Here is a 23174-nt window from a genome sequence, read left to right on the forward strand (position 1 = left end):
AGTGAAAAGCTGAGTTAGTTTATTGAGAGTGATGATAGCTCATGCTTTTAGGTTTGATTAAAAAATGATTCTGTTCTTTAATTTTTTTAAGAACGATGTAAGACTTTATATGACCAATAAAATTATAAGAAAGTAATCTTTCAGTCACAAATTGAGAAAGCTGTTCTAAATTTTCAGCAACGACTTTTAAAATAAAATCTGCATCACCACTAATTGAAAATGCATCCTGAATATTGTCTTCAGCTTCAATGAGCTCTTGAAAAGCCTGCTGTGATTTTGCTTCGTGTGTCCTTAAATTAATATGAATCATTGCTGTAACTTCTAGGCCTAGTGCCTGCTGCTGGATGCGTGCCGTGTAGCCTAGAATTATGCCTTTTTGCTCAAGTAGCTGCCTTCTTCTTGAACATTGTGAAGCAGATAAACCAATTAAATCTCCTATTTCCTGATTGGTGAGCCGTCCATTCTTTTGTAGTGCCTGAATGATTTGCCAGTCGAACTTATCCATTGCATAAAATCCTTTTATGATACACAAATCATGTATTTTTATTAAAATGCGTTTTCATTATGCACGAAATCTAAAAGATAGATGAAATATTATTTTTCTATGGAATAAAAATTGGTCTCAAAGGATATAGAGCAATGTTCATAGAAATCGGTGACTTTTTAAATCTTCGTTTAAAACAAATGGGTATCCAACATCTTTTTGGAGTACCTGGTGATTTTAACCTCTCATATCTAGAACAAGTTGAAGCAGACCCACAACTCGAATTTATTGGAAATTGTAATGAATTAAATGCTGCCTATGCAGCAGACGGTTATGCACGAATTAACGGTTTTTCTGCCTTGGCAACCACTTATGGTGTAGGTGACTTAAGTGCGATTAATGGTATTGCAGGTGCCTATGCAGAAAATGTACCTCTTATTCATATCTCAGGTATTCCGCCTTTACATGCAGTTCAAAAGGGCACACTAATACATCACACGCTTGTCGATGGTAACTACGACAATATTATGAACTGTATGAAAGAGTTCACAGTTGCCCAAACACGTTTAACTCCAGCAAATGCAGCCTTTGAAATTGACCGTGTATTACGTCAGTGTTTTCTTGAACGCCGTCCTGTGCACATTCAACTACCAGGCGATATTACTCACGTTAAAATTGAAGTATCTGAGCGTCCGCTCGACTTAAGCTACCCAGCTGTTGAACCTGAATTATTACAAAGTGTGGTAAACAAACTCTGTGACATTATTGAGAATGCTCAAAGTCCAGCGCTTTTAATAGATAATGAAGCTTCAGTTTTTGGTGTAACTTCACTTTTAAATGATTTGTCTCAAAAATGCTCAATTCCATTTGCAGGCATGAATACTGCAAAAAATATTATGGATGAAGGCTCACCTCGTTACATCGGAACTTATGTGGGTGGGGCAAGCCAACCGCATGTAAAAAATATCATTGAACAATCTGACTGTTTAATTGGTGTTGGCGCGCGCTTTACCGATGTAGGCTCAGCTGTATTTACGCATCAAATTGAGACCAAGAACTACATCGAAATTAAATCTTATGGCTTTAATATTTTTGGTCAGGATTTTCCGGGTATTGAAATTGGACAATTACTTGTCGAGCTAAATAAAAAAGTTGCGCCACGTAAATCGACAATACCTCTTCTTGAAAAACAACCACAGAAAGTAATTGAAGCTCCAGCTCAGCAAAAGCTAAGCCAAGATGTGCTTTGGAATTACATTTCAGGGTTCTTAAAAGAAGATGATGTGATTATTGGTGAAGTGGGGACATCAAACTCTGCTTTGTCAGGAATAAAACTTCCTGCCACAGCTAAATATATTGCTCAGCCGCTTTGGGGTTCTATTGGCTACACCTTACCGGCTTTGCTTGGTAGTTTGTTGGCTGCTCCTGAACGTCGTCAAATTCTATTTATTGGTGATGGTTCATTCCAGCTTACGGTACAAGAGCTTTCTACGATTATTCGTCATGGTTTAAAACCAATTATTTTCTTGCTGAACAACGGCGGCTACACCATTGAACGTTTAATTATGGGTGAAAACGCTGCCTATAACGATGTGCAAAACTGGAAATACACTGAAATTCCAGCGGTATTTAACGGTAAAAAAGGCCATACAACTTATGTGGTTGAGACTGCTGGACAGCTGAAGAGCGTTTTAGACAACGTTCAGCAAAATGATCAATTAACCTTTATTGAATTGAAACTACCAGCAATGGATGCACCGGTAAGTTTGAAAAAATTTGCTTCTGTGATTGCTCGTTTTGACTACGGTGATCGCGGTTACGAAATTTTAAAGGAGCGTTCCCAACCGATTAAATGTAAGGATGCAATCTCTTTTTAAATAGAAGACAGGACAAGTCTTCTCAAAAATTAAATGGACTCATATTAAAGCTACTTATTTCCGAAGGTCGGGTTCTGGCCTTCGGATATGGTGCTGAATAAAGGTGTACAGGAAGTGACACCAACATTGGAGATAATGTTATGGATGCAAACAATAAGCACGAGTTAAAACAAGGCTTATCCAATCGGCATATTCAACTCATCGCACTCGGAGGGGCGATTGGTACAGGATTATTCTTAGGTCTTTCACAAACAATTAAATTGGCTGGTCCTTCAATTTTATTAGGATATGCAATTGCAGGAATTATTGCCTTTTTAATTATGCGCCATTTAGGTGAAATGGTTGTTGAAGAGCCGGTCAGTGGTTCTTTTAGTTATTTTGCGAACAAATATTGGGGCAAAATGGCGGGTTTTATGTCTGGCTGGAACTATTGGGTATTATATGTACTCGTCAGTATGGCTGAATTGAGTGCGATTGGGACGTTTATACAGTTTTGGTGGCCTGAAATTCCGACATGGCTGACTGCTTTATTTTTCTTTATTTTAATTAACGGCATTAACTTGGTAAATGTTCGCTTTTTTGGGGAATCCGAGTTCTTATTTTCCTGCATTAAAATTGTTGCCATTTTAAGCATGATTGGTTTCGGTGCTTATCTTTTACTTTCAGGCTCAGCAGGTCCGCAAGCGGGTGTTGCAAATTTATGGCAACACGGTGGTTTCTTCCCGCACGGGATTCACGGTTTTGTCATGGCTTTAGCTGTCATTATGTTTGCATTTGGCGGATTGGAATTAATTGGTATTGCTGCAGCTGAAACGAAGAAACCTGAAATGACTATTCCTAAAGCAGTAAATCAGATTGTGTACCGTATTTTAATTTTTTATATCGGTGCAATCGGTATTCTTTTATGTCTTTATCCATGGAACATGGTGGCAGAAGGCGGCAGTCCATTTGTTATGATTTTCCAGTCACTCAATAGTAACGGTGTTGCGAACGTTCTGAACTTTGTGGTCTTGATTGCTGCTATTTCAGTTTATAACAGCTGTATCTATTGTAATAGCCGTATGTTGCATGGTTTGGCAGAGCAGGGTAATGCTCCTGCAATTTTGAAAAAAGTAAACAGTCGCGGTATTCCGGTTCCAGCAGCAGTTGTTTCTGCATCTATTACAGCAATATGTGTGGTCGTGAATTATCTGATTCCTGGTCAAGCTTTTCAGCTCTTCATGATGCTTGTGGTGGCTGCACTTGTCATTAACTGGCTCATGATTTCAGTGACGCATTTGAAATTTACTAAAGCAATGAAATTGCAAAAACGTCAAACTAAGTTCCAAAGTATTATGAGTCCATGGAGTAATTACTTAACCATTAGCTTTGTATGCTTTATTCTTATTATTATGGCAATGACTCCAGATATGAGATTGGCAGTTATTTTAGGACCAATCTGGCTTGCTGTTTTAGCTGTGATGTACTTCTTAAAATATCGTAAAAAAATAGTTGTTCTGCCAGAAGTACAATCGAATTGATCCTTTAAATTGACAATGATATTGCGGTTATCAGCCTTAAGGTTGGTAACCCTTTATCTCTTGTCATATTATTTTCATGTTACAAAGAAATTGTTTTTTTCTAGAAATTTTTAATAATAATTTTAATGACAGAAAATATTTAAATAATAAAATTAATAAATCACTAAATTACCGTTTTTTAATATATTTATAATACATTTTGTTTTTATATTTTATAAAAAATAAAAATTTAATATTTTTAGTTAATGTCATAATATAGATTGATAGAGAGGGTAAAATAATCTCTATATTTAAAATAACTAATTGATAGTACATAAAAAATATTAATGTGACAGTTAACAATATCGAAATCATTAAAGCGTCATCATACTGTAACTTAATTGTCATATTTTCTATTCACAATGCAGCTATCGAAGAGCGTACAAGCACTCAACAAAAAGTGACGTACAACCTATTGCATTAATGAGAGAGAACAGAATGCGCTTAAATCCACGTCAAATCGCAATTGCGTTAGCAGTAACTGGGGCAGCTGTAACAACGACTGCAAATGCAGCTCGTGATACGATTCAAATTGCTGGTTCTTCAACTGTATTACCATTTGCCAGCGTTGTAGCTGAAGAGTTTGGTAATACTTTCCCTCAATTTAAAACTCCTGTAGTTGGTTCTGGCGGTTCTTCTGCTGGTTTGAAACAATTCTGTCAAGGTGTTGGCGATAACACGATCGACGTTGCTAACGCTTCTCGTAAAATTAAAAGCACTGAAATCGAAGCTTGTAACAAAGCTGGTGTAAAACAAATTCAAGAAATCAAAATCGGTTATGACGGTATTGTATTCGCGTCTAACTCACACAAAGCAGCTTATAAATTAAAACCTTACCATGTGTTTGCTGCTTTAGCTGCACAGTTACCATCAAAAGGTAAATTGGTTCCAAACCCATATACAAACTGGAATCAAATTGATAAAACACTTCCAAATGAACCGATTACGCTTGTAATCCCTGCATCTAACCACGGTACTCGTGAAGTTTTCCAAGAGAAAATGGTTGAAGCTGGTTGTGAAGCATATGAATACTTCAAGAGCTTAGATAAAGATGCTCAGAAGAAAGCATGTTCTACTTTCCGTAAAGATGGCCGTGTAATTGAAATCGCTGGCGACTATACAGAAACATTGGCTCGCTTAAAGACTTCTCCAAGCGCAGTAGGCGTGTTCGGTTTAAGTTTCTATGACATGAACCGTGACAAGTTACGTGTGGCAACAGTAAACAACGTTGTTCCATCTGAGAAGACAGTATTGAATGGTACATACCCTGTATCTCGCCCATTGTACTTCTACGTGAAAGGCGAACACTTAAAATCAGTTAAAGGCTTACCGCAATATGTAGAATATTTCGTAAGCAAGAAAGCAACTGGTAAAGGTTCTAAAGCTGAACGTGATGGTTTAATCGCGATGTCTGATGCTGAACGTGCAAAAGTTTTGGCTGACTTTAAAGCAGGTAAAACTGTTAAATAAGTTAGTTTGAATGAAGGCTGGTGATCTTAAGAGTTCATCAGCCTTTTTGTCTAACTTGTTTTTCCAAATTATGACAATTGAGAAAACAGTGGAGAGTACATGAATCTGCTACTTATCGGTGTGTTGTTAGCCCTCGTGGCAATTGCATATCAACTTGGGCTGAGAAAGAGCCGTAACATAGCAGGTAAGGGAAGCAACTCGGCGACGTTACATTCTCGTCCTGGTTATTATGGCGCACTGGTTGGTCTTTGGTGCGGTATCCCTGCTTTTTTAATTTTGATCATTTGGAACTTGGTTGAACCAAGTATTTTAAATCATATTATTTTTAATAATATTCCGGCGTCTGTAAGTGCTTCTCTTGATGAAGCGGGTAGAAGTGTATTGGTTGATCGTGTTCAATCAATTGCTTCAGGTTTTGGGGTAAGCGATAAACCGGCAGCCTACGAATTAGCTGCTGCTCAACAGTTTGCAAAATTTCAAACCATTGGCTCTTTTGCCAAATTTGCTGTTGTAATTTGTGCTGCTTTATTGGGGTTGGTTTGGGCAAAGAAAAAAATCAGCCAACAATATCGTGCTCGTAACCAAGTTGAACGTGCCATTAATGTTGGTTTGATTTTATGTTCTGGTGTTGCGATTTTGACAACCATCGGTATCGTAATGTCGATGTTTGGTGAAGCAATGCACTTCTTCCGTTTTGTCAGTCCAATGGACTTTTTCTTTGGTACAGAATGGAATCCGGGCTTTAGTACTTCTGGTAATGCTGAAGGCAGTTATGGTTTATTACCATTGCTATGGGGTACGCTCATGGTTAGTGGTATCGCTCTACTCGTTGCTGTACCAGTTGGATTAATGATCGCAATTTATTTAGCTGAATATGCTTCACCATGGTTCCGCTCATGGGCAAAACCAACAATTGAAGTCTTAGCTGGTATTCCAACAATTGTTTATGGTGTATTTGCCATGATGATTATTGGACCATTCTTTAAAGCAGCGGGTGCATATATTGGTTTAGAGATTAATGCGACGAGTGCTTTAACTGCTGGCTTTGTAATGGGAATTATGATTATCCCGTTTGTTTCATCTTTGTCTGATGACATTATTACTCAAGTCCCGCGCGCACTACGTGACGGTTCTTTAGGACTTGGTGCGACTAAGTCTGAAACAATCCGTCAAGTTGTATTACCAGCAGCTTTACCGGGTATTACAGGCGCTTTCTTATTGGCAGTCTCTCGCGCTGTTGGGGAAACCATGATTGTGGTTTTAGCAGCAGGGAACAGTCCACTTTTACACGCAAATCCATTTGAAGCTGTTTCGACAGTGACAGTAACTATTGTAAAACAGTTGACTGGAGATACAGACTTCTCAAGTCCACAAGCATTGGTTGCATTCGCGCTAGGTTTAACACTATTTGTTATTACCTTGGGATTAAATATTGTAGCACTGTACATTGTGCGTAAATACCGTGAGCAATACGAATGAGTACATCAAATACATCGTCTCCTATGGATCAGAACGTATTTGATCCGAAAACTGCTGCCGAAACACGTGAACGACGTAAACAGGTTATTGAAAAATCTTTGGCTAAACGTCATCGCAAAGAAAAAGCTTTCCGTTTTGCGGGTTTCTCGGCAGTCATTATTGGTCTTGCTTTCGTTGCTCTCTTGTTCGGTAGTATCTTGGCAAAAGGTTTACCTGCTTTTTGGCAAACCAGTATGAATGTTCCAATTTACTTTGACCCTAAAGTGATTGATGCAGGCCCAGTACCTGTACGTACTCAAGGTGAAACACCTGCACATTACCAAGAACGTTATGTTGATTGGCAAACTAAAATGGGTATGGTCGATTGGGATGGCATCATTGTAAATGGAATGATTGCTAAAGATCCTGCACTTGCATCACAACGTGACTATCTGAGCAGCTTATATGCAAGCTCGGAAGCTTATCGCCTACGTGATATGGTTTTTGCAGATCCATCACTCATTGGTAAAAAAGAAAATATTACCTTCTTAGGTGATGCAAACGTCGATGTTTGGTTAAAAGGTAATATTGATCGTTCATTACCAGATGATCAGCAACAACTCGATCCAGAAGTGCGTAAGCTTGCCGATGACTTAAAAGCAAAAGGCGTTCTTGAAAGTACATTTAACTTGAACTTATTTAAGAACCCTGACTCACGTAGCTCACCAGCAATTAGTGGTCTTGCAGGTGCATTCATGGGTTCATTGTTCATGATGCTCATCGTGATCATCATTGCGATTCCAATCGGTGTTGCCAGCGCAATTTATCTCGAAGAGTTTGCTCCAAAAAATGTTCTTACCGACATTATTGAAGTAAATATTAATAACCTTGCTGCTGTTCCTTCTATCGTATTTGGTTTACTTGGTGCTGCAATCTTCATTGGCTGGATGCATTTGCCTTTATCAGCTCCGCTGGTGGGTGGTTTGGTTTTAAGCTTAATGACACTACCAACAGTGATTATTACCACGCGTGCTTCATTAAAAGCAGTGCCACCTTCTATTCGACAAGCAGCACTTGGTTTGGGAGCTTCTAAGTTCCAAACGATTTTCCATCATGTTTTACCGTTGGCATTACCAGGCATTATGACAGGTGCAATTATTGGGGTTGCCCATGCACTTGGTGAAACCGCACCTTTACTTTTAATCGGGATGAGTGCATTCGTTGCAAGTATTCCATCAACTCCATTTGATCAAGCAACTGCTTTACCTGTCCAAGTTTACTTATGGCAAGGTAATGAGTTGCGTAACTTCTTCGAAGGCCGTACTGCCGCTGCGATTATCGTACTACTTGCATTAATGATTGGTTTAAACAGTCTTGCAATTTGGTTACGTAAAAAGTTCGAAGTGCGTTGGTAATAGAGGATAAATCATGAATACTATTGATATTACGAATTCCTTAGAAAAGGATAAGTTAGTGAATACTGAACAATCGCAATTTACAGATAAACCGCTGAATCATGGCACTTCGTATGTTTCGCATTTTGAACCACATACTTCAAAAAAGCAGAACTCAACCGAAATCAAGATTAGTGCACAAGATGCCCATGTTTATTATGGTGATTTTGAAGCTATCAAGGGTATTGACCTAGATATTTACCAAAATGAAGTGATCGCATTTATTGGTCCTTCAGGTTGTGGTAAATCAACGTTTCTTCGTACCTTAAACCGTATGAACGATACGATTGATGGTTGCCGCGTAACAGGTAAAATTACCCTCGATAACCACAATATTTATGATCCAAATCTAGACGTTGTATTATTGCGTGCTCAGGTTGGTATGGTGTTCCAAAAGCCAAACCCATTCCCTAAATCTATTTTTGACAACGTGGCTTATGGGCCTAAACTTCACGGTTTAGCGCGTGATAAATATGACCTTGAAGAAATTGTTGAAAATAGCTTACGTAAAGCTGGTTTGTGGGATGAGGTTAAAGACCGTTTGAACCAACCAGGTACAGGTTTATCAGGTGGTCAGCAACAACGTTTATGTATTGCACGTACCATTGCTGTTAGTCCTGAAGTGATTTTAATGGATGAGCCGTGTTCTGCACTCGATCCAATTGCAACGGCAAAAGTAGAAGAACTTATTTCTGAATTGTCGAATCAATACACAATTGTGATTGTGACTCACTCAATGCAACAAGCGGCACGTGTTTCTGATCGTACTGCTTATTTCCATTTAGGTGATTTAATTGAAGTCAACTCAACTGAAAAAGTCTTTACTCAACCTGACCATCAGTTAACGGAAGCGTATATTACTGGTCGCTTCGGTTGATTAGTAAACAATAAAAGAAAAAGAGCCATGTGCTCTTTTTTTTATTTTATAAATGAAAATGACTCTATTTTGCAAAATCGCTATTGAATTTTAATCAAAAGGACCACATCTTAAGGCTATAAAGATAAACTTATGAGCTTAGAATTTTATGTTATTCCATTTGCCTAAACTCCCTGCGGAAATACGTGTCAGCCATTTAAATGCACGTGTCAATGAACAGAGAAAAAAAATTGCGCAAACTACGGCAAGCCGTTTAGAACTTTTACAATTAGCTCAACAACTTGCTAAAGAAGCTAAAATTCGCCGTAAAAATAATCAGAAGATTTTTGTTTTAGATTTCAAAGGTGATATTCAAGCTTCGGCAGTTGAAAACTTGCGTGAAGAAATTACCCTGATTTTAGCAACTGCTAAAGCTGGACGTGATCGTATTGTAGTTCGTCTGGAAAGCCCAGGTGGTATGGTGCATGGTTATGGTCTAGCAGCAGCTCAGTTGGTGCGTTTACGCGATGCAGGTTTTCATTTAACGATTTGTGTGGATAAAGTCGCTGCAAGTGGTGGCTATATGATGGCATGTATTGCAAATGAAATTATTGCAGCGCCGTTTGCTATTGTGGGTTCAATTGGTGTGGTTGCTCAAGTTCCAAACTTTAATCGTCTTTTAAAAGAACACAATGTGGATTTTGAGCTTTACACAGCAGGGCAGTATAAGCGTACGGTAACCATGTTTGGTGAAAATACGCCTGAAGGTAAAGCCAAGTTCGAAGAAGAGCTGCAACAAACTCATGTTTTATTTAAGCACTTTGTAGAAAAATATCGCCCACAGCTTAATGTCGATAAAGTGGCGACAGGTGAACATTGGTATGGTGAAGATGCGCTAGATCTTAACCTTGTTGATAAATTACAAACATCTGATGAGTATTTATTAGCTTTATTGCCGCAACATGATGTGTATGTCATTAATACACGTAAGAAAGCGACTTTAGGTGAAAAGCTGGGTTTACAAGCAGCGCAAATGGCCGATAGTTTGATTCCTACTGTAATCGGCAAAGTCATGGAAAGCCTAGCAAAAGCGAACACCACGCTTGTACAGGTACGTGATCCAAAACTATAAGTTTATATAATTCAAATGTTATAAAAAGACCAGCTTAAATGCTGGTTTTTTTATAAAGTTAATATTCAAAATTGTCTGATTAAATGTGCTTAGATTTTTAATGGAAAGTAAAAAATAAATATTGATAAATATAATTTTTGAATTGTGATAACCACATGGTTTTGATATTTTAAACAGCAATAAAATAGCTTTTAAATGAAATATTTAAAAAGTTAGACATTTAAAAATATAACTGAAATTTAGGACAGGAAATAATGACAAGAATAATTGTAGCATCCAAAGAGGGTTTGGACGTTCTGCAAGATGGTCAGCTCAATAAGGTCGTGTTAAGTAAACCTTCTATTATTCAAATTGGCGTAAGTCAAAAAGATATAGCATCGGTGGAAAAACAAGGTGGAAATCTAGTCGTCCATTTAAAAAATGGAGAGACTATTGTCTTAGAAAATTTCTTTAATGAAGCAACGAATACAACAGAACATTCACTTGTTCTTCCGACTGAACATGGAAAATTTGTTGAAGCACAATTTGATGCTCAGGGCAAGGTAATCGACTATACAGGTTTAAACCATGTCACAGATTTAGCCTATACCAGCACGAGCCAACCAGCTTCGACAATGGCGGTTGATGATTCCCCAACTTTTTCGATGGGTAACGTGCTAAAAGCAGGTTTAGCGGTTTTAGCCGCTGAAGGTTTATATCTTTGGGCTTTTGATAATGATGACAAAGATGACTCGCCTGTTAATGTTCCAACCACTGCGAAACCAACAGAAGTAAAACTTGCAGATGATGCTGTTACGGTCACTGGTAAAGCCGAAGCTAATGCAAAAATTTATATTAAAGATTTAAGTGGAAATGTAATTGCTTCAGGTAACGCAGATGCAAGTGGTAATTTTACGATTAAGCTCGATAAACCTTTGACAGATGGAAATAAATTAAATGTTTCAGCTCAAAGTGAAGGTGGCAGTGAGTCCACTGCTGCTTCGATTACAGGTACCAAAGATACAATTGCTCCAGATGCTCCCCAAACTCAGCTGAGTGATGATGGCTCATTGGTAACTGGTAAAACTGAAGCAAATGCAAAAATCACTGTTTATGATGCTAGTGGTAATGTACTAGGCACTGTAACTGCGAATAAAGATGGTATTTTTTCTTTAAAACTTACTCCTCCATTGACAAGTGACGCGGGTGGAAAAGTTATAGCTGAAGATGCAGCGGGTAATAAATCTGAACCAACTAAAATTATTGCCGGAAAGGATACTTTCGCTCCAGATGTTCCTTTAGTTGAAGTCAATAAAGAAGGTACCACGGTTGAAGGACAAACTGAGCCTAATGCAAAAGTTCAGATAAAAGATGCTGATGGTAAAGTGATTGGTACGGGTACCGCAAACGCTCAAGGCGAATTTCAAATTACACTTTCTCCAGCATTAAAAGAGTCACAAAAGGCAACAGTTGTTGTTGAAGATGCAGCAGGTAATACCTCTAAACCTTTAGAAGTTTCTTCAAGTTATGACTCTATTGCACCTGATAAACCTGCTGCTCAAATTAATGCTGATGGAACAACCGTAACAGGTACAACCGAAGCAAATGCAAAAGTTGAAATTAAAGATACGACAGGTAAGGTCATTGGTACGGGAACGGCAGATGCAAATGGAAAATTTACAATTACGATTTCGCCTGCTTTAACTGATAACAAACATGCTTCAGTTGCGGCTATTGATAGTGCAGGAAATAAATCTGAGGTTCTTGATATTATTGGTACTAAGGACACAACACCACCTGCAAAACCTGTTTTAAACAGTGTGGATGATGATGTTGGTGCTCTAAAAGGTGCGATTACTGCTGGTTCAGAAACTGACGATGCAAGACCAAAGCTGACAGGCTCAGGTGAGGCAAATGCAACTTTAACCATTTATGATAATGGTGTTGCTATTGGGATTGTAAATGTAAGTAGTAGTCGATCATGGAGCTTTACACTCGATAAAGACTTAGCAATTGGTAAACATACGATTACTTTAACTCAAACAGATGCAGCAGGCCTTACAAGTGAAGTGAGTTCACCATTTACGTTTTATGTGGTCGCTCCAAAGGTTACAAGTTTAAGTGAGGTAGCTGTTGATACTGCTCATACAGAAACTGTATCTGTTGCTGATAGTGTTGGGTTAAATACATTAAAGTTAGTACAAAGCACAACAAATGAAACGGATAGCCAGCAGCAGAAATCTGTGCCAATAGATGATTTGTTAAAAAGCTCTACGTCTAGTGAACCAGACCCAATTGAAACTCTTTTGTCTTCAGCGGCATTAAAGCCTACTCAGGTAAATGATCAGAGTGATATAACTACGAACGCTAGTAATATCACTGCCAATCTTGAGCATGTTTTACCTGATACAACTTCTTCAGTTTTACAAAGCCTTTTAGAACAAACCTATCCTGTTGTCTAAAGTGATCTTAAAAAAAGCGCTCATTGAGCGCTTTTTTATTTATGAGTTATTTGTTTTAGATGGAAGCATCAGTGCAAGAAGTCCATAGAAAATTGCCCCAATAGTTGCTAACAGCATATCTTTATGGGCATCCCACATATCGCCTTGTTGCCCATTATAATTTTCGGCTTCTTCGGGAGATAATCCAATAGCAATTGCCCATTCAATAAGTTCATATAAAACACTTGATGCCATTACAAATTGAACCACTAGCAAAAAAAGACTGAATGGCTTTACTGATGGTAACCACACTTGAAACACGCGATAAGTAAGAGGGTAGAGAAAAATACCATAGGCAAGATGAACCAAACGATCATACATATTACGGGACCAACCCATGTATTGATCTAAATTAAAATTGAATACCTGTTGTATCCAATCATTGTATGGAACGTATGAATACAGGTAATGTGCGCCAACAATATGGATGAGCAAAAACAGCAGATAGAAAGTAAAACTTAAAAAATCGAGTCCAATCTTCTTAAAAATAACAAAGAGCAAAATCAACATAAACACAGTGCCCGCTTGGTGAAGTAAATAGGCTTCAAATTCAAGAGGCTGAATAGCTGAAATGACAATCGCAATCATAAGCAAGCCAAGAGCAATATAGTGTTTAAGTTTGAATTGTTTTTCGATCATTTTATGAAGTCTTTATTGTGATTTATATGAGTGTAATAAAAAAGCGAAGCCTAAGCTCCGCTTTTTGTAAACTTTTTAATTAGATTTTGCTAATTAAATCGTTAATTTGTTTCGCTTGTTCAGCTGCATTACCTGTGTAAGTTGAAGGAGTAAGTTCAGCTAAGCGCGCACGTTCTTCGCTTGGTACTTGAGAAAGCTCATCACCATTTACGAAATTAACCATCATGTCACGCGTCATTGCTTGACCACGAGTTAATGCTTTTAATTTTTCGTATGGTTTTTCAATGTTGTAGCGACGCATTACAGTTTGAATTGGTTCAGCTAAAACTTCTTGAGCTTGTTCTAAATCTTCATTTAAACGGTTTGCATTTAACTCAAGTTTACCAACACCTTTTAAGCACGCATCGAAAGCAATTAAACTTTGTGCAAAACCAACACCCATATTACGTAATACAGTTGAGTCAGTTAAGTCACGCTGCCAGCGAGAAATTGGTAATTTTTCACCTAAGTGAGCCAATACTGCATTTGCAATACCTAAGTTACCTTCAGAGTTTTCAAAGTCAATTGGGTTAACTTTGTGTGGCATTGTTGATGAACCAACTTCGCCTTCTTTCAATTTTTGTTTGAAATAACCTAAAGAGATGTAACCCCATACGTCACGGTTAAAGTCGATTAAAATCGTATTGAAACGACGTAACGCATCAAACAACTCTGCCATGTAGTCATGTGGTTCGATTTGAGTTGTATAAGGGTTGAATGTTAAACCTAAAGATTCAACAAAAGCTTGTGCGTGAGCAGCCCAATCAACATCTGGATAAGCAGAAAGGTGAGCATTGTAGTTACCTACAGCACCATTGATTTTGCCAAGTAACTCAACGTTTTCAAATTGTTTGATTTGACGAGCTAAGCGGTATGCCACGTTCGCCATTTCTTTACCCAAAGTTGTTGGGCTAGCAGTTTGACCGTGTGTACGAGACAACATTGGTTGTTCAGCGTGAGTCGTTGCCAAAGCAGAGATTGCATTAAGGATTTGCTTCATGCTTGATACTAAAACTTCACGACCATTTTTAAGCATAAGCGCGTGAGACAAGTTGTTGATGTCTTCAGAAGTACATGCAAAGTGAATGAATTCACCCGCATTTTGTAATTCAGCGATACCAGCAATTTTCTCTTTTAAGAAATACTCAACTGCTTTAACGTCATGGTTAGTCGTACGTTCAATCTCTTTAATACGATTTGCATCTTCTTCAGAGAAGTTGCTAACAATTGCATCTAAAGCTGCATTTGTTTCGTTTGAAAAAGGTGCAACTTCAACAATTTCCGGACGGTTAGAAAGTGCTTGTAACCAACGCACTTCTACAGTGACACGAGCATGGATTAAACCAAACTCAGAAAGAAAAGGGCGTAGCGCATCACATTTGCTGGCATAACGTCCATCTAATGGTGATAGTGCGGTTAAAGCGTTCATAACGATTCCTTAATGTTGGAATAAACATAAAACTAAAAAAATCTCGTTTATAGTCTTAAACGACTTGGTACTGTAAACGAGCAAGTGCTTGAATATCCTGTAGCAATTTACGTTTGCTAAAAATCATGTTCCACGAACTACCGCCGAGTTGTCGCCATAAATGGGCCATTTGCAAGCCAGTAAACAGACAAGCACGGATGCGGTTAGTATGATTGGTATCTTTAAATGCTTCTGCATTACCACGAACTAAAATGCGTGGATTAATCTGGCCAGCCGTATCAACATAAGTTTGCGCCAAATTAGCTAAAATGCTCGGGTGTAAGTAGTTATTATCAAAAAAAGACAGCTGTTTTAAAATTTTCTGCTGAGCTTTTTCAATGATTGCGACATATTCAGGGTTACTATAAACCTTTTTTTCTAGCTGTAAGAGTGACATCGCATAGGACATTGGCAATTTGGCCGTGCCCATTTTTGGAAGGCGAGACTTAGGCATGTTTGAAAAAGGTTGAGTAATACAATTTTCGAGTGTTTTAAGCCCTAAAGAAATATCTGCCAACTGATTAAAAAAATCTAAGGTTTGAACACCATTGTTGGCTGTAGGGCGAATATTTAAACTTGCTTTGATTAATAGTTCAAAATAGAAGTTACCACTTTCACCAATACTTTGCTGACCCGTCATGGCTGTCATATGGGTGAGCTGGGTGGCCTGAAATACCCCAGCCAAGGCAAGGGCACGGTTTTGGCGAACATTCAAGGCTTGTGATTGTTGAAATGGTAACTCCACCATGCCATTCATTCCCTTAAATAAAATTTGGTGTAGGGGCATTTGTATGGTGAATGACACCCCCGCCTAAGCAAACTTCATCTGAATAAAATACAACGCTTTGACCCGGTGTAACAGCACGCTGCGGTTCATCGAACTCAACGCGAACACCGTGTTCAGTGTTTTCATCAATAAAAATTGTACATGCCTGATCAGGTTGGCGATAACGCGTTTTAGCTGTACAGCGTAATCCTCCAACTGGAATATTTTGTTCACCAGCTACCCAGTCAATTGACTCACTCCACAGTTGAGTACTTTGCATGAGTGGATGTTCATGTCCCTGACCAACAACGAGGCGATTATTGGCCAGATCTTTATGTAGTACGAACCATGCACCTTCAGCTGCACCTTTCAAACCACCTAGACCAATTCCGCCACGTTGACCGAGCGTATAGTACATCAGACCGTGATGTTCACCAACTTCTTTACCTGTATCAAGTACAATTTTCCCAGGCTGAGCGGGTAAATATTGTTTAAGGAAGTCATTAAAACGACGTTCCCCAATAAAACAGATTCCTGTTGAGTCCTTTTTCTTGGCTGTAGCAAGATCAAGTTCTTCAGCAATTCTGCGAACTTCAGGTTTTTCGATTTCGCCTACTGGAAATAATGTTTTATTAATTTCTCTACCATGAACAGCGTGCAAGAAATAGGTTTGGTCTTTATTGTTATCTACACCACGTAATAATGGTGCGTATGCTTCGCCTTTAGAGTTATATGCGGTTTCACCACGGCGTGCGTAATGACCCGTTGCGATGAAGTCTGCACCTAAAGTCATGGCATGATCTAAAAATGCACGGAATTTAATTTCTTTATTACATAAAATATCGGGGTTTGGCGTGCGACCAGCAGCATATTCAGCTAGGAAAAGTTCAAACACTCGATCCCAATATTCCATAGCAAAGTTTGCTGTATGCAGCTTAATACCGATTTTATCAGCTACTGCTTGGGCATCGGCTAAGTCTTCCATTGCCGTACAGTATTCCGTGCCGTCGTCTTCCTCCCAGTTCTTCATGAAAAGACCTTCAACTTGATAACCCTGTTGAAGTAAAAGTGCTGCAGAAACAGAAGAGTCTACACCACCAGACATACCGACGATGACACGTTGTTGCATAGGACTAGGCATCCAAATGAGAAGTTAATGAGGGAGAGAAGGGGTGCTCATAAATAAGCGATAAAGGATAATGGTGGCCTTTCATAGCATCTTCAACTGCTTTTAGCACAAGAGGGCTGCGGGCACGGGCAGATTCTTTAAGTTCATCGGGTGTCATCCACACAGCAGCGATAATACCTGTGTCGAGTTGAGGATCAATTTCAACCTGAGTTACATGCGCTAGAAAACAGAAACGGTAATAGGTGCGATCGGGAAACATTGGCGGGGTATAAGTATAAATACCAAGCAAGGCATCAATTTCAACATGATGGCCTGTTTCTTCAAGTGTTTCTCGAATGGCAGCTTCTGTTAATGACTCACCACATTCCACATGACCAGCAGGTTGGTTAAATACTGTGTGTACAAAACCTTCACTATGTTCTTCTACAAACAGATAGCGTCCGTCTTTTTCTACGACTGTAGCAACAGTGACATGAGGAGTCCACGCGGCCATAAAAAAGCACCATGATTTAAAAGACGTATAATACGAAATTTAGGGGTTTTTGGCTACGGTGATCTGCTAAACGATATAAGCAATACGACAAAACCATATCGTTTAAAAAGCAGAATTTTTATTACTCATAATCAAGATAGATAATTAATCCTGATTTGCTTGTGCAGCTTTATGATTATTTTGCACTTTTACATAATGTCTTGCTGAATAAGGAAGGAACGCCAGTTCTTTTTCAGTGAGTGGTCGCACTTGTTGTACAGGGCTTCCTACATAGAGATAACCGCTTTTTAAGACTTTGCGAGGTGGAACTAAACTTCCTGCACCAATCATCACATCATCTTCAATAATTACGTCATCTAGAATAACGGTGTTGATTCCGACTAAAACACGGTTGCCAATGGTACAGCCATGCAAAGTCACATGGTGTCCAACCGTTACATCTTCACCAATAATCAGAGGTGAGCCATTCGGTTTGGCATCATTTTTATGGCTTACATGCAACATACAATGGTCTTGTACGTTACTGTTTTTGCCAATTTGAATACTATTTACGTCACCACGGATGACTGCAAAAGGCCAGACAGAAACATTTTCAGCTAAGCTAACGTCACCAACCACAACAGCCATTTCATCGATATAACATGTTGTATCTACTTGAGGGTGGTGTTCAAGATAAGGACGAATGTTCTTTGCCATAAGTAGTATCAAAATAAAATTTAGTCGAATTATAAAATAAAAAAGCACTCAGGCTAAATAGCATGAGTGCTTAATTCAACTATTCTAAAATTAGAATAAGTTGCTGAAGAATTGCTTGATATGGTCGATTAAACGAGCAAAGAAACCTGCTTCTTCAACTGGCTTTAATGCAACTAACGGTTTTTCAGCAATTACTTTGCCATCTAAGCTAGCAACAAGTTTACCCACAACTTGACCCTTTTGAAGTGGCGCATTTAGGTTAGGTTGAACGACTAATTGAGTTTTAATGCCATCAGCTTTACCTTTAGGCATAGTCACACTAAAGTTTTCAGCTAAACCAACTTGAACTTCATCTTCTTTGCCAAACCAAACTTTTGCTTTTGCAAGAACTTGATTGGCTGGTTGAACATTTGCAGTTTCAAAGTTTGCAAAGCCCCATGCCAGTAAGGTACGCGTTTGATCGGCACGTTCAGACATGCTTGGAGTACCAAAAATCACTGAAATTAAACGCATTGGACCGCGTTTACTTGAAGTAGTTAAGCAGTAGCCCGCTTCATCTGTATGACCTGTTTTTAAACCATCTACACTTGGGTCGGTGTAAAGCAAGGCATTACGGTTACCTTGTTTAATACCATTAAAAGTAAATTCTTTTTCAGAGTAAATTGGATAGTATTTTGAACTGTCTTTAATAATATGTTGTGCTAACACAGCCATATCTTTTGCAGTTGAATAGTGGCCTTCAGCTGGCATACCGGTCGAGTTAATAAACTGGGTGTTCACCATGCCGATACGTTTTGCTTCCTGATTCATCATATGAGCAAACGTGCCTTCATTTCCTGCAATATGTTCAGCCATTGCTTTTGATGCATCATTACCTGACTGAATAATAATACCGCGGAGCATTTCTAGAACTGTCGCTGTACCATTTAAAGGAACATACATACATGATTCAGAGCTACTTCCTTTACACCATGCAGACTCGTTCATACGAACCTGCTCATTTTCAGTGAGTTCACCTTTTAATAATTTTTGTTCAATGATGTAACTGGTCATCATTTTTGTCATAGACGCAGGTGCAAGCTTTTCGTTTTCATTTTTAGAAGCGAGAATTTGGCCTGTCTCATAATCCATTAATACATAAGACTTATTATTTAATTCTGGCGGAGCTGATAAGACAGTTGCTGCATAAGAAAAACTTGGTAAGAGGAGTAGTGCAGCAATAGCGCTTTTTCGAGTCATTCTAGGTAATTCCAATATCTTGTATGAAGCAGAAGAGCCTAGCATTTTAGGATAAAGCAAAGCCGACTTCTACGGGAGAAGTCGGCTTTTTCAAACAGTATTGTAACTCAAGAGTTTTTACTAATTTAGTTTTGCGATTGATATGCTTTCACGTCTTGGCAAACTAATGTGTTTTGTTCATTACCGGCAGCTTTCGCATCGCTACGTGCTTCTTTTAAGTATTTCTTGAAAGCTTTGTCTTTACTACGTTTTTCTAACGCAGAAACAGCATCAGTTTCATTTGGTAGGTAGTCTTTAACTAAACGTTCATAGCCTTGAGCAAAATCAGCGTCTTTTTTACCAATCAAACTTGGACAAATTTCAGAAAGCACTTGAATTGCAGCTAATTCTTCAGGAGTCGTGCCTTGTTGTGGAGTGACTTCAACAACATTTTCATTTTCGGTTTTCTTTTCAGTTGTTTTCTTCTTATCAGCAGCAAAACCAGCTGTTGCCATGCTCATAAGTAAAACCAAAGAGAGCGATTGAACTAAGCTTTTCTTCATAAACATCGATAACCCAAAATAAAATTTCTAAATATGCCGTTAGCTTAACCAATTTAGAATTTAAAAAAATGAAAAAAATGTATTGTTATGTTGGTTTTCTGCTTAAGGGCAAACAGAAAACCCAAAATGAATAAGTCTCTATATCACAAGAGAGTAAGATCTATTCTTTATAATTAACGATCTCTTCACAGAGCTCATGTTGCTCATGATGATCCATTTGTTTTGCCGCAAGACGTGCTTCATTTAATAAAGTTTTAAATTCAGCATCGTTTTGTAAAGTCGCTAAGGTCATTGATTTATTTGAATAACCACTTAAATACATCGCAATAATTTTTTGAGCGTTTGACTCAAGTTTTTTATTTGTTCCGACAAAAGCTGGGCAGATTTCCTGCAAAACTTGCGTTGCGGCAATGTCATCTTTAATTAAGCTATCAGCCTCTTGTGTTGAGATATCCTCATCTGCAAAAACCGCTTGCGTACACAATGTGATACTGATCCCCAATACCTGAAAAAAAGGAGCGAAAGTTTTCATTTTTTCACAATTTTATAATGCTATGGAGGCATAAATATATATAATTCAACAAATATTTCAATTGTGAAAACCTTTAGGTTTATTTGTAGAGAAAGATTTTAGTGAATATTTTAATTGCGAATGATGACGGTGTTTTTGCGCCAGGTATACAGGCTTTAGCTGAAGCATTAAGACCACTTGGACGCGTGGTTGTGGTTGCACCAGAAAGTGAAAGAAGTGGTTTCTCAAGTGCATTAACATTGGATCGACCATTACGTCCCATTCAAATTGCCGAAGATGTCTGGGCAGTGAATGGTACACCAGCAGATTGTGTTTATTTATCCATGAATGGTTTGTTTGATTTTGAATTTGACTTGGTCGTGAGCGGAATCAATAGTGGCGCGAACTTAGGTGATGATGTTTTATATTCGGGAACGGTAGGGGCTGCATTTGAAGGTCGTTTAATGAAACAACCCGCAATTGCTGTGTCTTTAGCGGGGCCTGATGTGCGTGCTTATAACAATAAAGAAGATTATGCTCAGGCTGCTAAATGGGTACATGATTTTATTGCAAGCGGATTACCAGCTTTACCTCCACGACATATCTTTAATATCAACATTCCTGACGTGCCACAGTTAAAAGGGGCGCAGATTACATATCAAGGTCGCCGTGCTCAATCTAAGCCTATTACCAGTCATGTCGATCCACGAGGCCGTCAAGTTTACTGGATTGGATTAGCAGGTGAGGCGGTTACAGATCCGCAACGTGTTTCTAGCCAGATTCAATCTGATTTCTTTGCCGTTGCAAACGGTTATGTAAGTGTTACTCCTATTCAAATGGATGCAACAAATTACGCTGTTTTAGAAGATTTACAGATCAGTTTGAGTCAATAATTCGCCTCGAATGTTATAACTTTGTGAATAAAGAAAAAGAGGAACGTGTTTCCTCTTACTTTTTTGGTACTCTTAGCCGAAATGATTTGTAGCATTTAGTGAGGGAGATCAATGCATTTAATTGGGCAACAAAGCAGAGTGCATATCCAAAAAGACAAAATAATGAAAATTATGTTGTTGTCTGTGGCTGTAGGTTTTACCGTTGCTATGGCAGGGGGTGCTTCTAAACCACAAATTAATAATAGTTCTCGCTATGCAATGGCCCCTAACTATTACACAGTTCGTTCAGGTGATACTTTAAGTGGTATCGCAATGCGTTATGGCCTCGACTATATTAGTATTGCCGAAATGAATGATATTGCTCCGCCATATCGTATTTATGTTAATCAGTCTTTGCGTTTGAAGAAAGGTTCTTCACCAAGAACAGTATCTACGCAAGTCATGGCACAACCTGAGCAAATCAAACGTCAAACCATTGCTCTACCAACCACACAACCTGTTACACCGGTAACTCAGCCTACAACGACCGCACCGTCAACGAATACGACAGTGACTTCGGTTGCACCAAATTCTAGTTTGCGCTGGATAAAACCGAATAATGGGCCAGTGATTCAAGGGTTTAATTTGGCAAATAATGTCAAAGGAATCCGTTATGGTGGAAATCAGGGTGACCCTATTTATGCCGCAGCAGATGGTCAAGTTGTCTACGCAGCTGATGGCTTAAAAGAATACGGCAATCTGGTTTTAATTAAGCATATTGACGGCTATATCAGTGCCTATGCCCACAATAGCAAGATGTTGGTGAAAAGCGGTGATAATGTAACTGCTGGACAAAAAATTGCCGAGATGGGCTCTACTGGGGCTTCTCAGGTCATGCTTGAGTTCCAGATCCGTTTGGATGGAAAACCAATTAATCCTATAAATCTTTTACCAAAATAGCTAATGCATAAAACTTAGGTTTCCTCGTATAATATAATTGGTTGCTTTCATTACAACAATAAGCATTTTTTTATAAATTTAGAATTAGATTTGAGGAAACCTATGTTAGATCAGCTTCGTGCGATGGGTGTTTTTGCTTGTGTGGTTGAAAAAAGTTCATTTAGTGGTGCGGCACGTGAATTAGGAATTACAACAAGTGCGGTGAGCCAGCAGATTCGATCCCTTGAGCATGAAATGGATGTAATTCTATTACATCGCTCCACGCGTAAACTCAGTTTGACAGAAGCCGGACAGGCTTTTTTTTCAAGCTGTCAAGAAATGTTGGCGGCTGCTGAAAGGGGGAAAATCAGAATTAATGAGTTGAGGGATGACTTAATTGGGGATTTGCGTATCGCAACTACTCCTGATTTAGCAGTTCAGCACCTCATTCCTGCGTTATCTCACTGGATGTCAGCTCATCGCGGTTTATCTGTGCATTTTGAAGTTGGGCATCGTTATATCGACTTAATTGAAGAGCGAATTGATATTGCAGTACGCATGAGTTCTACGCCGGTAGAAGAAAGTAGCTCTGTCATTCCAATGGCTTTTGTCGATCAGATTTTAGTAGCTTCTCCAAGTTATCTGAATCAATCTAGTCCAATTGTACACCCTAATGATTTAAGAGATCATGAGTTATTATCAATTAATGTCATGAATGACGCGCACCATTTCCATTTTCAACATGTAAAAACGGGTGAAACACTTAATGTTGAAATGCAAAGCCGTTTGCAGAGCAATAATTTACAAGTTGCAAAAGCGTTATGTCAGCAAGGACATGGTATTGCAAGAATTTTATATTTAGATGCTCAAAAAGAGTTAAAAAATGGTTCTTTGATTGAACTCATGCCAGATTGGAAATTACCAACTTTTACTTTGTATGCAGAAGTAGCCAAGCATGACCAACAGCCAATGAAAATTCAGCGCTGTGTTGAGGCACTTAAACAATATTTTAGTCAGTTAGCAGGAGGACGAGCGATCCAAATCGTTCGCTAATTTTGCCCCTCTAAAAGT

At 38.6% G+C, this 23174-nt stretch carries 21 protein-coding genes; 11 read left to right on the forward strand and 10 right to left on the reverse strand.

What is annotated here, in order from left to right; all coding sequences use genetic code 11:
- Positions 1-19: 19 nt before the first annotated feature.
- The gene (locus J580_RS13320; protein WP_004700117.1) at positions 20-505 is read right to left on the reverse strand and encodes an Lrp/AsnC family transcriptional regulator; all 486 of its coding nucleotides are present in this window, start codon (positions 503-505) and stop codon (positions 20-22) included.
- 134 nt (positions 506-639) lie between these two features.
- Between J580_RS13320 and J580_RS13325 the strand changes: the two genes are divergently transcribed.
- From J580_RS13325 to blp2, 8 genes are all read left to right on the forward strand, one after another.
- Entirely contained in the window at positions 640-2361 is a 1722-nt protein-coding gene (locus J580_RS13325) for an alpha-keto acid decarboxylase family protein (RefSeq protein ID WP_032004484.1), read from the forward strand.
- Between the two features lie 140 nt (positions 2362-2501).
- A complete protein-coding gene (locus J580_RS13330) occupies positions 2502-3881 on the forward strand; it encodes an amino acid permease (RefSeq protein WP_032004485.1) in 1380 nt (459 codons plus the stop codon).
- Positions 3882-4358: 477 nt separating this feature from the next.
- Positions 4359-5390 (forward strand): substrate-binding domain-containing protein, encoded by a 1032-nt coding sequence (locus tag J580_RS13335; RefSeq protein WP_002118975.1) that lies wholly within the window; start codon positions 4359-4361, stop codon positions 5388-5390.
- A 99-nt stretch (positions 5391-5489) separates the two neighbouring features.
- Entirely contained in the window at positions 5490-6869 is a 1380-nt protein-coding gene (gene pstC, locus J580_RS13340; protein WP_032004486.1) for a phosphate ABC transporter permease subunit PstC, read from the forward strand.
- Positions 6866-8263: a phosphate ABC transporter permease PstA gene (gene pstA / locus J580_RS13345; RefSeq protein WP_032004488.1), complete on the forward strand. Its 1398-nt coding sequence runs from the start codon at positions 6866-6868 to the stop codon at positions 8261-8263. Before pstC ends, pstA begins: the two co-directional genes overlap by 4 nt.
- Before the next feature lie 13 nt (positions 8264-8276).
- The gene (pstB, locus tag J580_RS13350) at positions 8277-9179 is read left to right on the forward strand and encodes a phosphate ABC transporter ATP-binding protein PstB (protein ID WP_032004490.1); all 903 of its coding nucleotides are present in this window, start codon (positions 8277-8279) and stop codon (positions 9177-9179) included.
- A 148-nt stretch (positions 9180-9327) separates the two neighbouring features.
- Positions 9328-10290: a protease SohB gene (sohB, locus tag J580_RS13355; RefSeq protein ID WP_005067965.1), complete on the forward strand. Its 963-nt coding sequence runs from the start codon at positions 9328-9330 to the stop codon at positions 10288-10290.
- A gap of 254 nt (positions 10291-10544) precedes the next feature.
- A complete protein-coding gene (gene blp2, locus J580_RS13360; protein ID WP_032004492.1) occupies positions 10545-12731 on the forward strand; it encodes an Ig-like repeat protein Blp2 in 2187 nt (728 codons plus the stop codon).
- A gap of 39 nt (positions 12732-12770) precedes the next feature.
- Here blp2 and J580_RS13365 read toward each other — a convergent pair whose 3' ends face one another.
- The 9 genes from J580_RS13365 to J580_RS13405 all read right to left on the reverse strand — a co-directional run bounded on the left by J580_RS13365 (position 12771) and on the right by J580_RS13405 (position 20313).
- Complete coding sequence (locus tag J580_RS13365; RefSeq protein ID WP_032004494.1) at positions 12771-13409, reverse strand: DUF2238 domain-containing protein; 639 nt, start codon at positions 13407-13409, stop codon at positions 12771-12773.
- A 79-nt stretch (positions 13410-13488) separates the two neighbouring features.
- On the reverse strand, positions 13489-14877 hold the full coding sequence (gene purB, locus J580_RS13370; protein ID WP_032004495.1) for an adenylosuccinate lyase: 1389 nt from the start codon (positions 14875-14877) through the stop codon (positions 13489-13491).
- Between the two features lie 55 nt (positions 14878-14932).
- Positions 14933-15664 (reverse strand): high frequency lysogenization protein HflD, encoded by a 732-nt coding sequence (hflD, locus tag J580_RS13375; RefSeq protein ID WP_002118587.1) that lies wholly within the window; start codon positions 15662-15664, stop codon positions 14933-14935.
- A gap of 13 nt (positions 15665-15677) precedes the next feature.
- Positions 15678-16811 (reverse strand): tRNA 2-thiouridine(34) synthase MnmA, encoded by a 1134-nt coding sequence (gene mnmA / locus J580_RS13380; RefSeq protein WP_032004497.1) that lies wholly within the window; start codon positions 16809-16811, stop codon positions 15678-15680.
- Between the two features lie 4 nt (positions 16812-16815).
- Positions 16816-17304 carry an NUDIX hydrolase gene (locus J580_RS13385; RefSeq protein ID WP_002119006.1) on the reverse strand — a complete coding sequence of 163 codons (489 nt, stop codon included), beginning with the start codon at positions 17302-17304 and terminating at the stop codon, positions 16816-16818.
- 144 nt (positions 17305-17448) lie between these two features.
- Complete coding sequence (locus J580_RS13390) at positions 17449-18000, reverse strand: gamma carbonic anhydrase family protein (protein WP_014207309.1); 552 nt, start codon at positions 17998-18000, stop codon at positions 17449-17451.
- 90 nt (positions 18001-18090) lie between these two features.
- On the reverse strand, positions 18091-19239 hold the full coding sequence (dacC, locus tag J580_RS13395) for a D-alanyl-D-alanine carboxypeptidase PBP5/6 (RefSeq protein WP_002118558.1): 1149 nt from the start codon (positions 19237-19239) through the stop codon (positions 18091-18093).
- A 125-nt stretch (positions 19240-19364) separates the two neighbouring features.
- Entirely contained in the window at positions 19365-19787 is a 423-nt protein-coding gene (locus tag J580_RS13400; protein ID WP_081403647.1) for an MCR_0457 family protein, read from the reverse strand.
- 154 nt (positions 19788-19941) lie between these two features.
- A complete protein-coding gene (locus J580_RS13405; protein WP_005073292.1) occupies positions 19942-20313 on the reverse strand; it encodes an MCR_0457 family protein in 372 nt (123 codons plus the stop codon).
- Positions 20314-20414: 101 nt separating this feature from the next.
- Here J580_RS13405 and surE point away from each other — a divergent pair, with 101 nt between their 5' ends.
- The 3 genes from surE to J580_RS13420 all read left to right on the forward strand — a co-directional run bounded on the left by surE (position 20415) and on the right by J580_RS13420 (position 23156).
- On the forward strand, positions 20415-21185 hold the full coding sequence (gene surE, locus J580_RS13410; protein WP_002118784.1) for a 5'/3'-nucleotidase SurE: 771 nt from the start codon (positions 20415-20417) through the stop codon (positions 21183-21185).
- A 111-nt stretch (positions 21186-21296) separates the two neighbouring features.
- Positions 21297-22124 carry a peptidoglycan DD-metalloendopeptidase family protein gene (locus J580_RS13415; protein WP_031968531.1) on the forward strand — a complete coding sequence of 276 codons (828 nt, stop codon included), beginning with the start codon at positions 21297-21299 and terminating at the stop codon, positions 22122-22124.
- A gap of 102 nt (positions 22125-22226) precedes the next feature.
- Positions 22227-23156, forward strand: coding sequence for a LysR family transcriptional regulator (locus J580_RS13420; RefSeq protein ID WP_002118686.1), 930 nt, complete (start codon positions 22227-22229; stop codon positions 23154-23156).
- The last annotated feature ends 18 nt before the right edge of the window (positions 23157-23174 follow it).

Origin of the sequence: Acinetobacter sp. 1542444 (assembly GCF_000581835.1) — a bacterium.
Lineage (GTDB): Bacteria > Pseudomonadota > Gammaproteobacteria > Pseudomonadales > Moraxellaceae > Acinetobacter > Acinetobacter pittii.

Excerpts from the sequence above, each read along its gene's own strand:
- J580_RS13400 (WP_081403647.1), bottom strand. The coding sequence starts at position 19,787 with ATGTTTATGAAGAAAAGCTTAGTTCAATCGCTCTCTTTGGTTTTACTT.
- blp2 (WP_032004492.1), top strand. The coding sequence starts at position 10,545 with ATGACAAGAATAATTGTAGCATCCAAAGAGGGTTTGGACGTTCTGCAA.
- J580_RS13405 (WP_005073292.1), bottom strand. The coding sequence starts at position 20,313 with ATGAAAACTTTCGCTCCTTTTTTTCAGGTATTGGGGATCAGTATCACA.
- purB (WP_032004495.1), bottom strand. The coding sequence starts at position 14,877 with ATGAACGCTTTAACCGCACTATCACCATTAGATGGACGTTATGCCAGC.
- J580_RS13390 (WP_014207309.1), bottom strand. The coding sequence starts at position 18,000 with ATGGCAAAGAACATTCGTCCTTATCTTGAACACCACCCTCAAGTAGAT.
- J580_RS13330 (WP_032004485.1), top strand. The coding sequence starts at position 2,502 with ATGGATGCAAACAATAAGCACGAGTTAAAACAAGGCTTATCCAATCGG.
- J580_RS13420 (WP_002118686.1), top strand. The coding sequence starts at position 22,227 with ATGTTAGATCAGCTTCGTGCGATGGGTGTTTTTGCTTGTGTGGTTGAA.
- J580_RS13365 (WP_032004494.1), bottom strand. The coding sequence starts at position 13,409 with ATGATCGAAAAACAATTCAAACTTAAACACTATATTGCTCTTGGCTTG.
- hflD (WP_002118587.1), bottom strand. The coding sequence starts at position 15,664 with ATGGTGGAGTTACCATTTCAACAATCACAAGCCTTGAATGTTCGCCAA.
- J580_RS13335 (WP_002118975.1), top strand. The coding sequence starts at position 4,359 with ATGCGCTTAAATCCACGTCAAATCGCAATTGCGTTAGCAGTAACTGGG.
- J580_RS13415 (WP_031968531.1), top strand. The coding sequence starts at position 21,297 with ATGCATTTAATTGGGCAACAAAGCAGAGTGCATATCCAAAAAGACAAA.
- J580_RS13320 (WP_004700117.1), bottom strand. The coding sequence starts at position 505 with ATGGATAAGTTCGACTGGCAAATCATTCAGGCACTACAAAAGAATGGA.
- pstC (WP_032004486.1), top strand. The coding sequence starts at position 5,490 with ATGAATCTGCTACTTATCGGTGTGTTGTTAGCCCTCGTGGCAATTGCA.
- J580_RS13325 (WP_032004484.1), top strand. The coding sequence starts at position 640 with ATGTTCATAGAAATCGGTGACTTTTTAAATCTTCGTTTAAAACAAATG.
- mnmA (WP_032004497.1), bottom strand. The coding sequence starts at position 16,811 with ATGCAACAACGTGTCATCGTCGGTATGTCTGGTGGTGTAGACTCTTCT.
- J580_RS13385 (WP_002119006.1), bottom strand. The coding sequence starts at position 17,304 with ATGGCCGCGTGGACTCCTCATGTCACTGTTGCTACAGTCGTAGAAAAA.
- pstA (WP_032004488.1), top strand. The coding sequence starts at position 6,866 with ATGAGTACATCAAATACATCGTCTCCTATGGATCAGAACGTATTTGAT.
- pstB (WP_032004490.1), top strand. The coding sequence starts at position 8,277 with ATGAATACTATTGATATTACGAATTCCTTAGAAAAGGATAAGTTAGTG.
- sohB (WP_005067965.1), top strand. The coding sequence starts at position 9,328 with ATGTTATTCCATTTGCCTAAACTCCCTGCGGAAATACGTGTCAGCCAT.
- dacC (WP_002118558.1), bottom strand. The coding sequence starts at position 19,239 with ATGACTCGAAAAAGCGCTATTGCTGCACTACTCCTCTTACCAAGTTTT.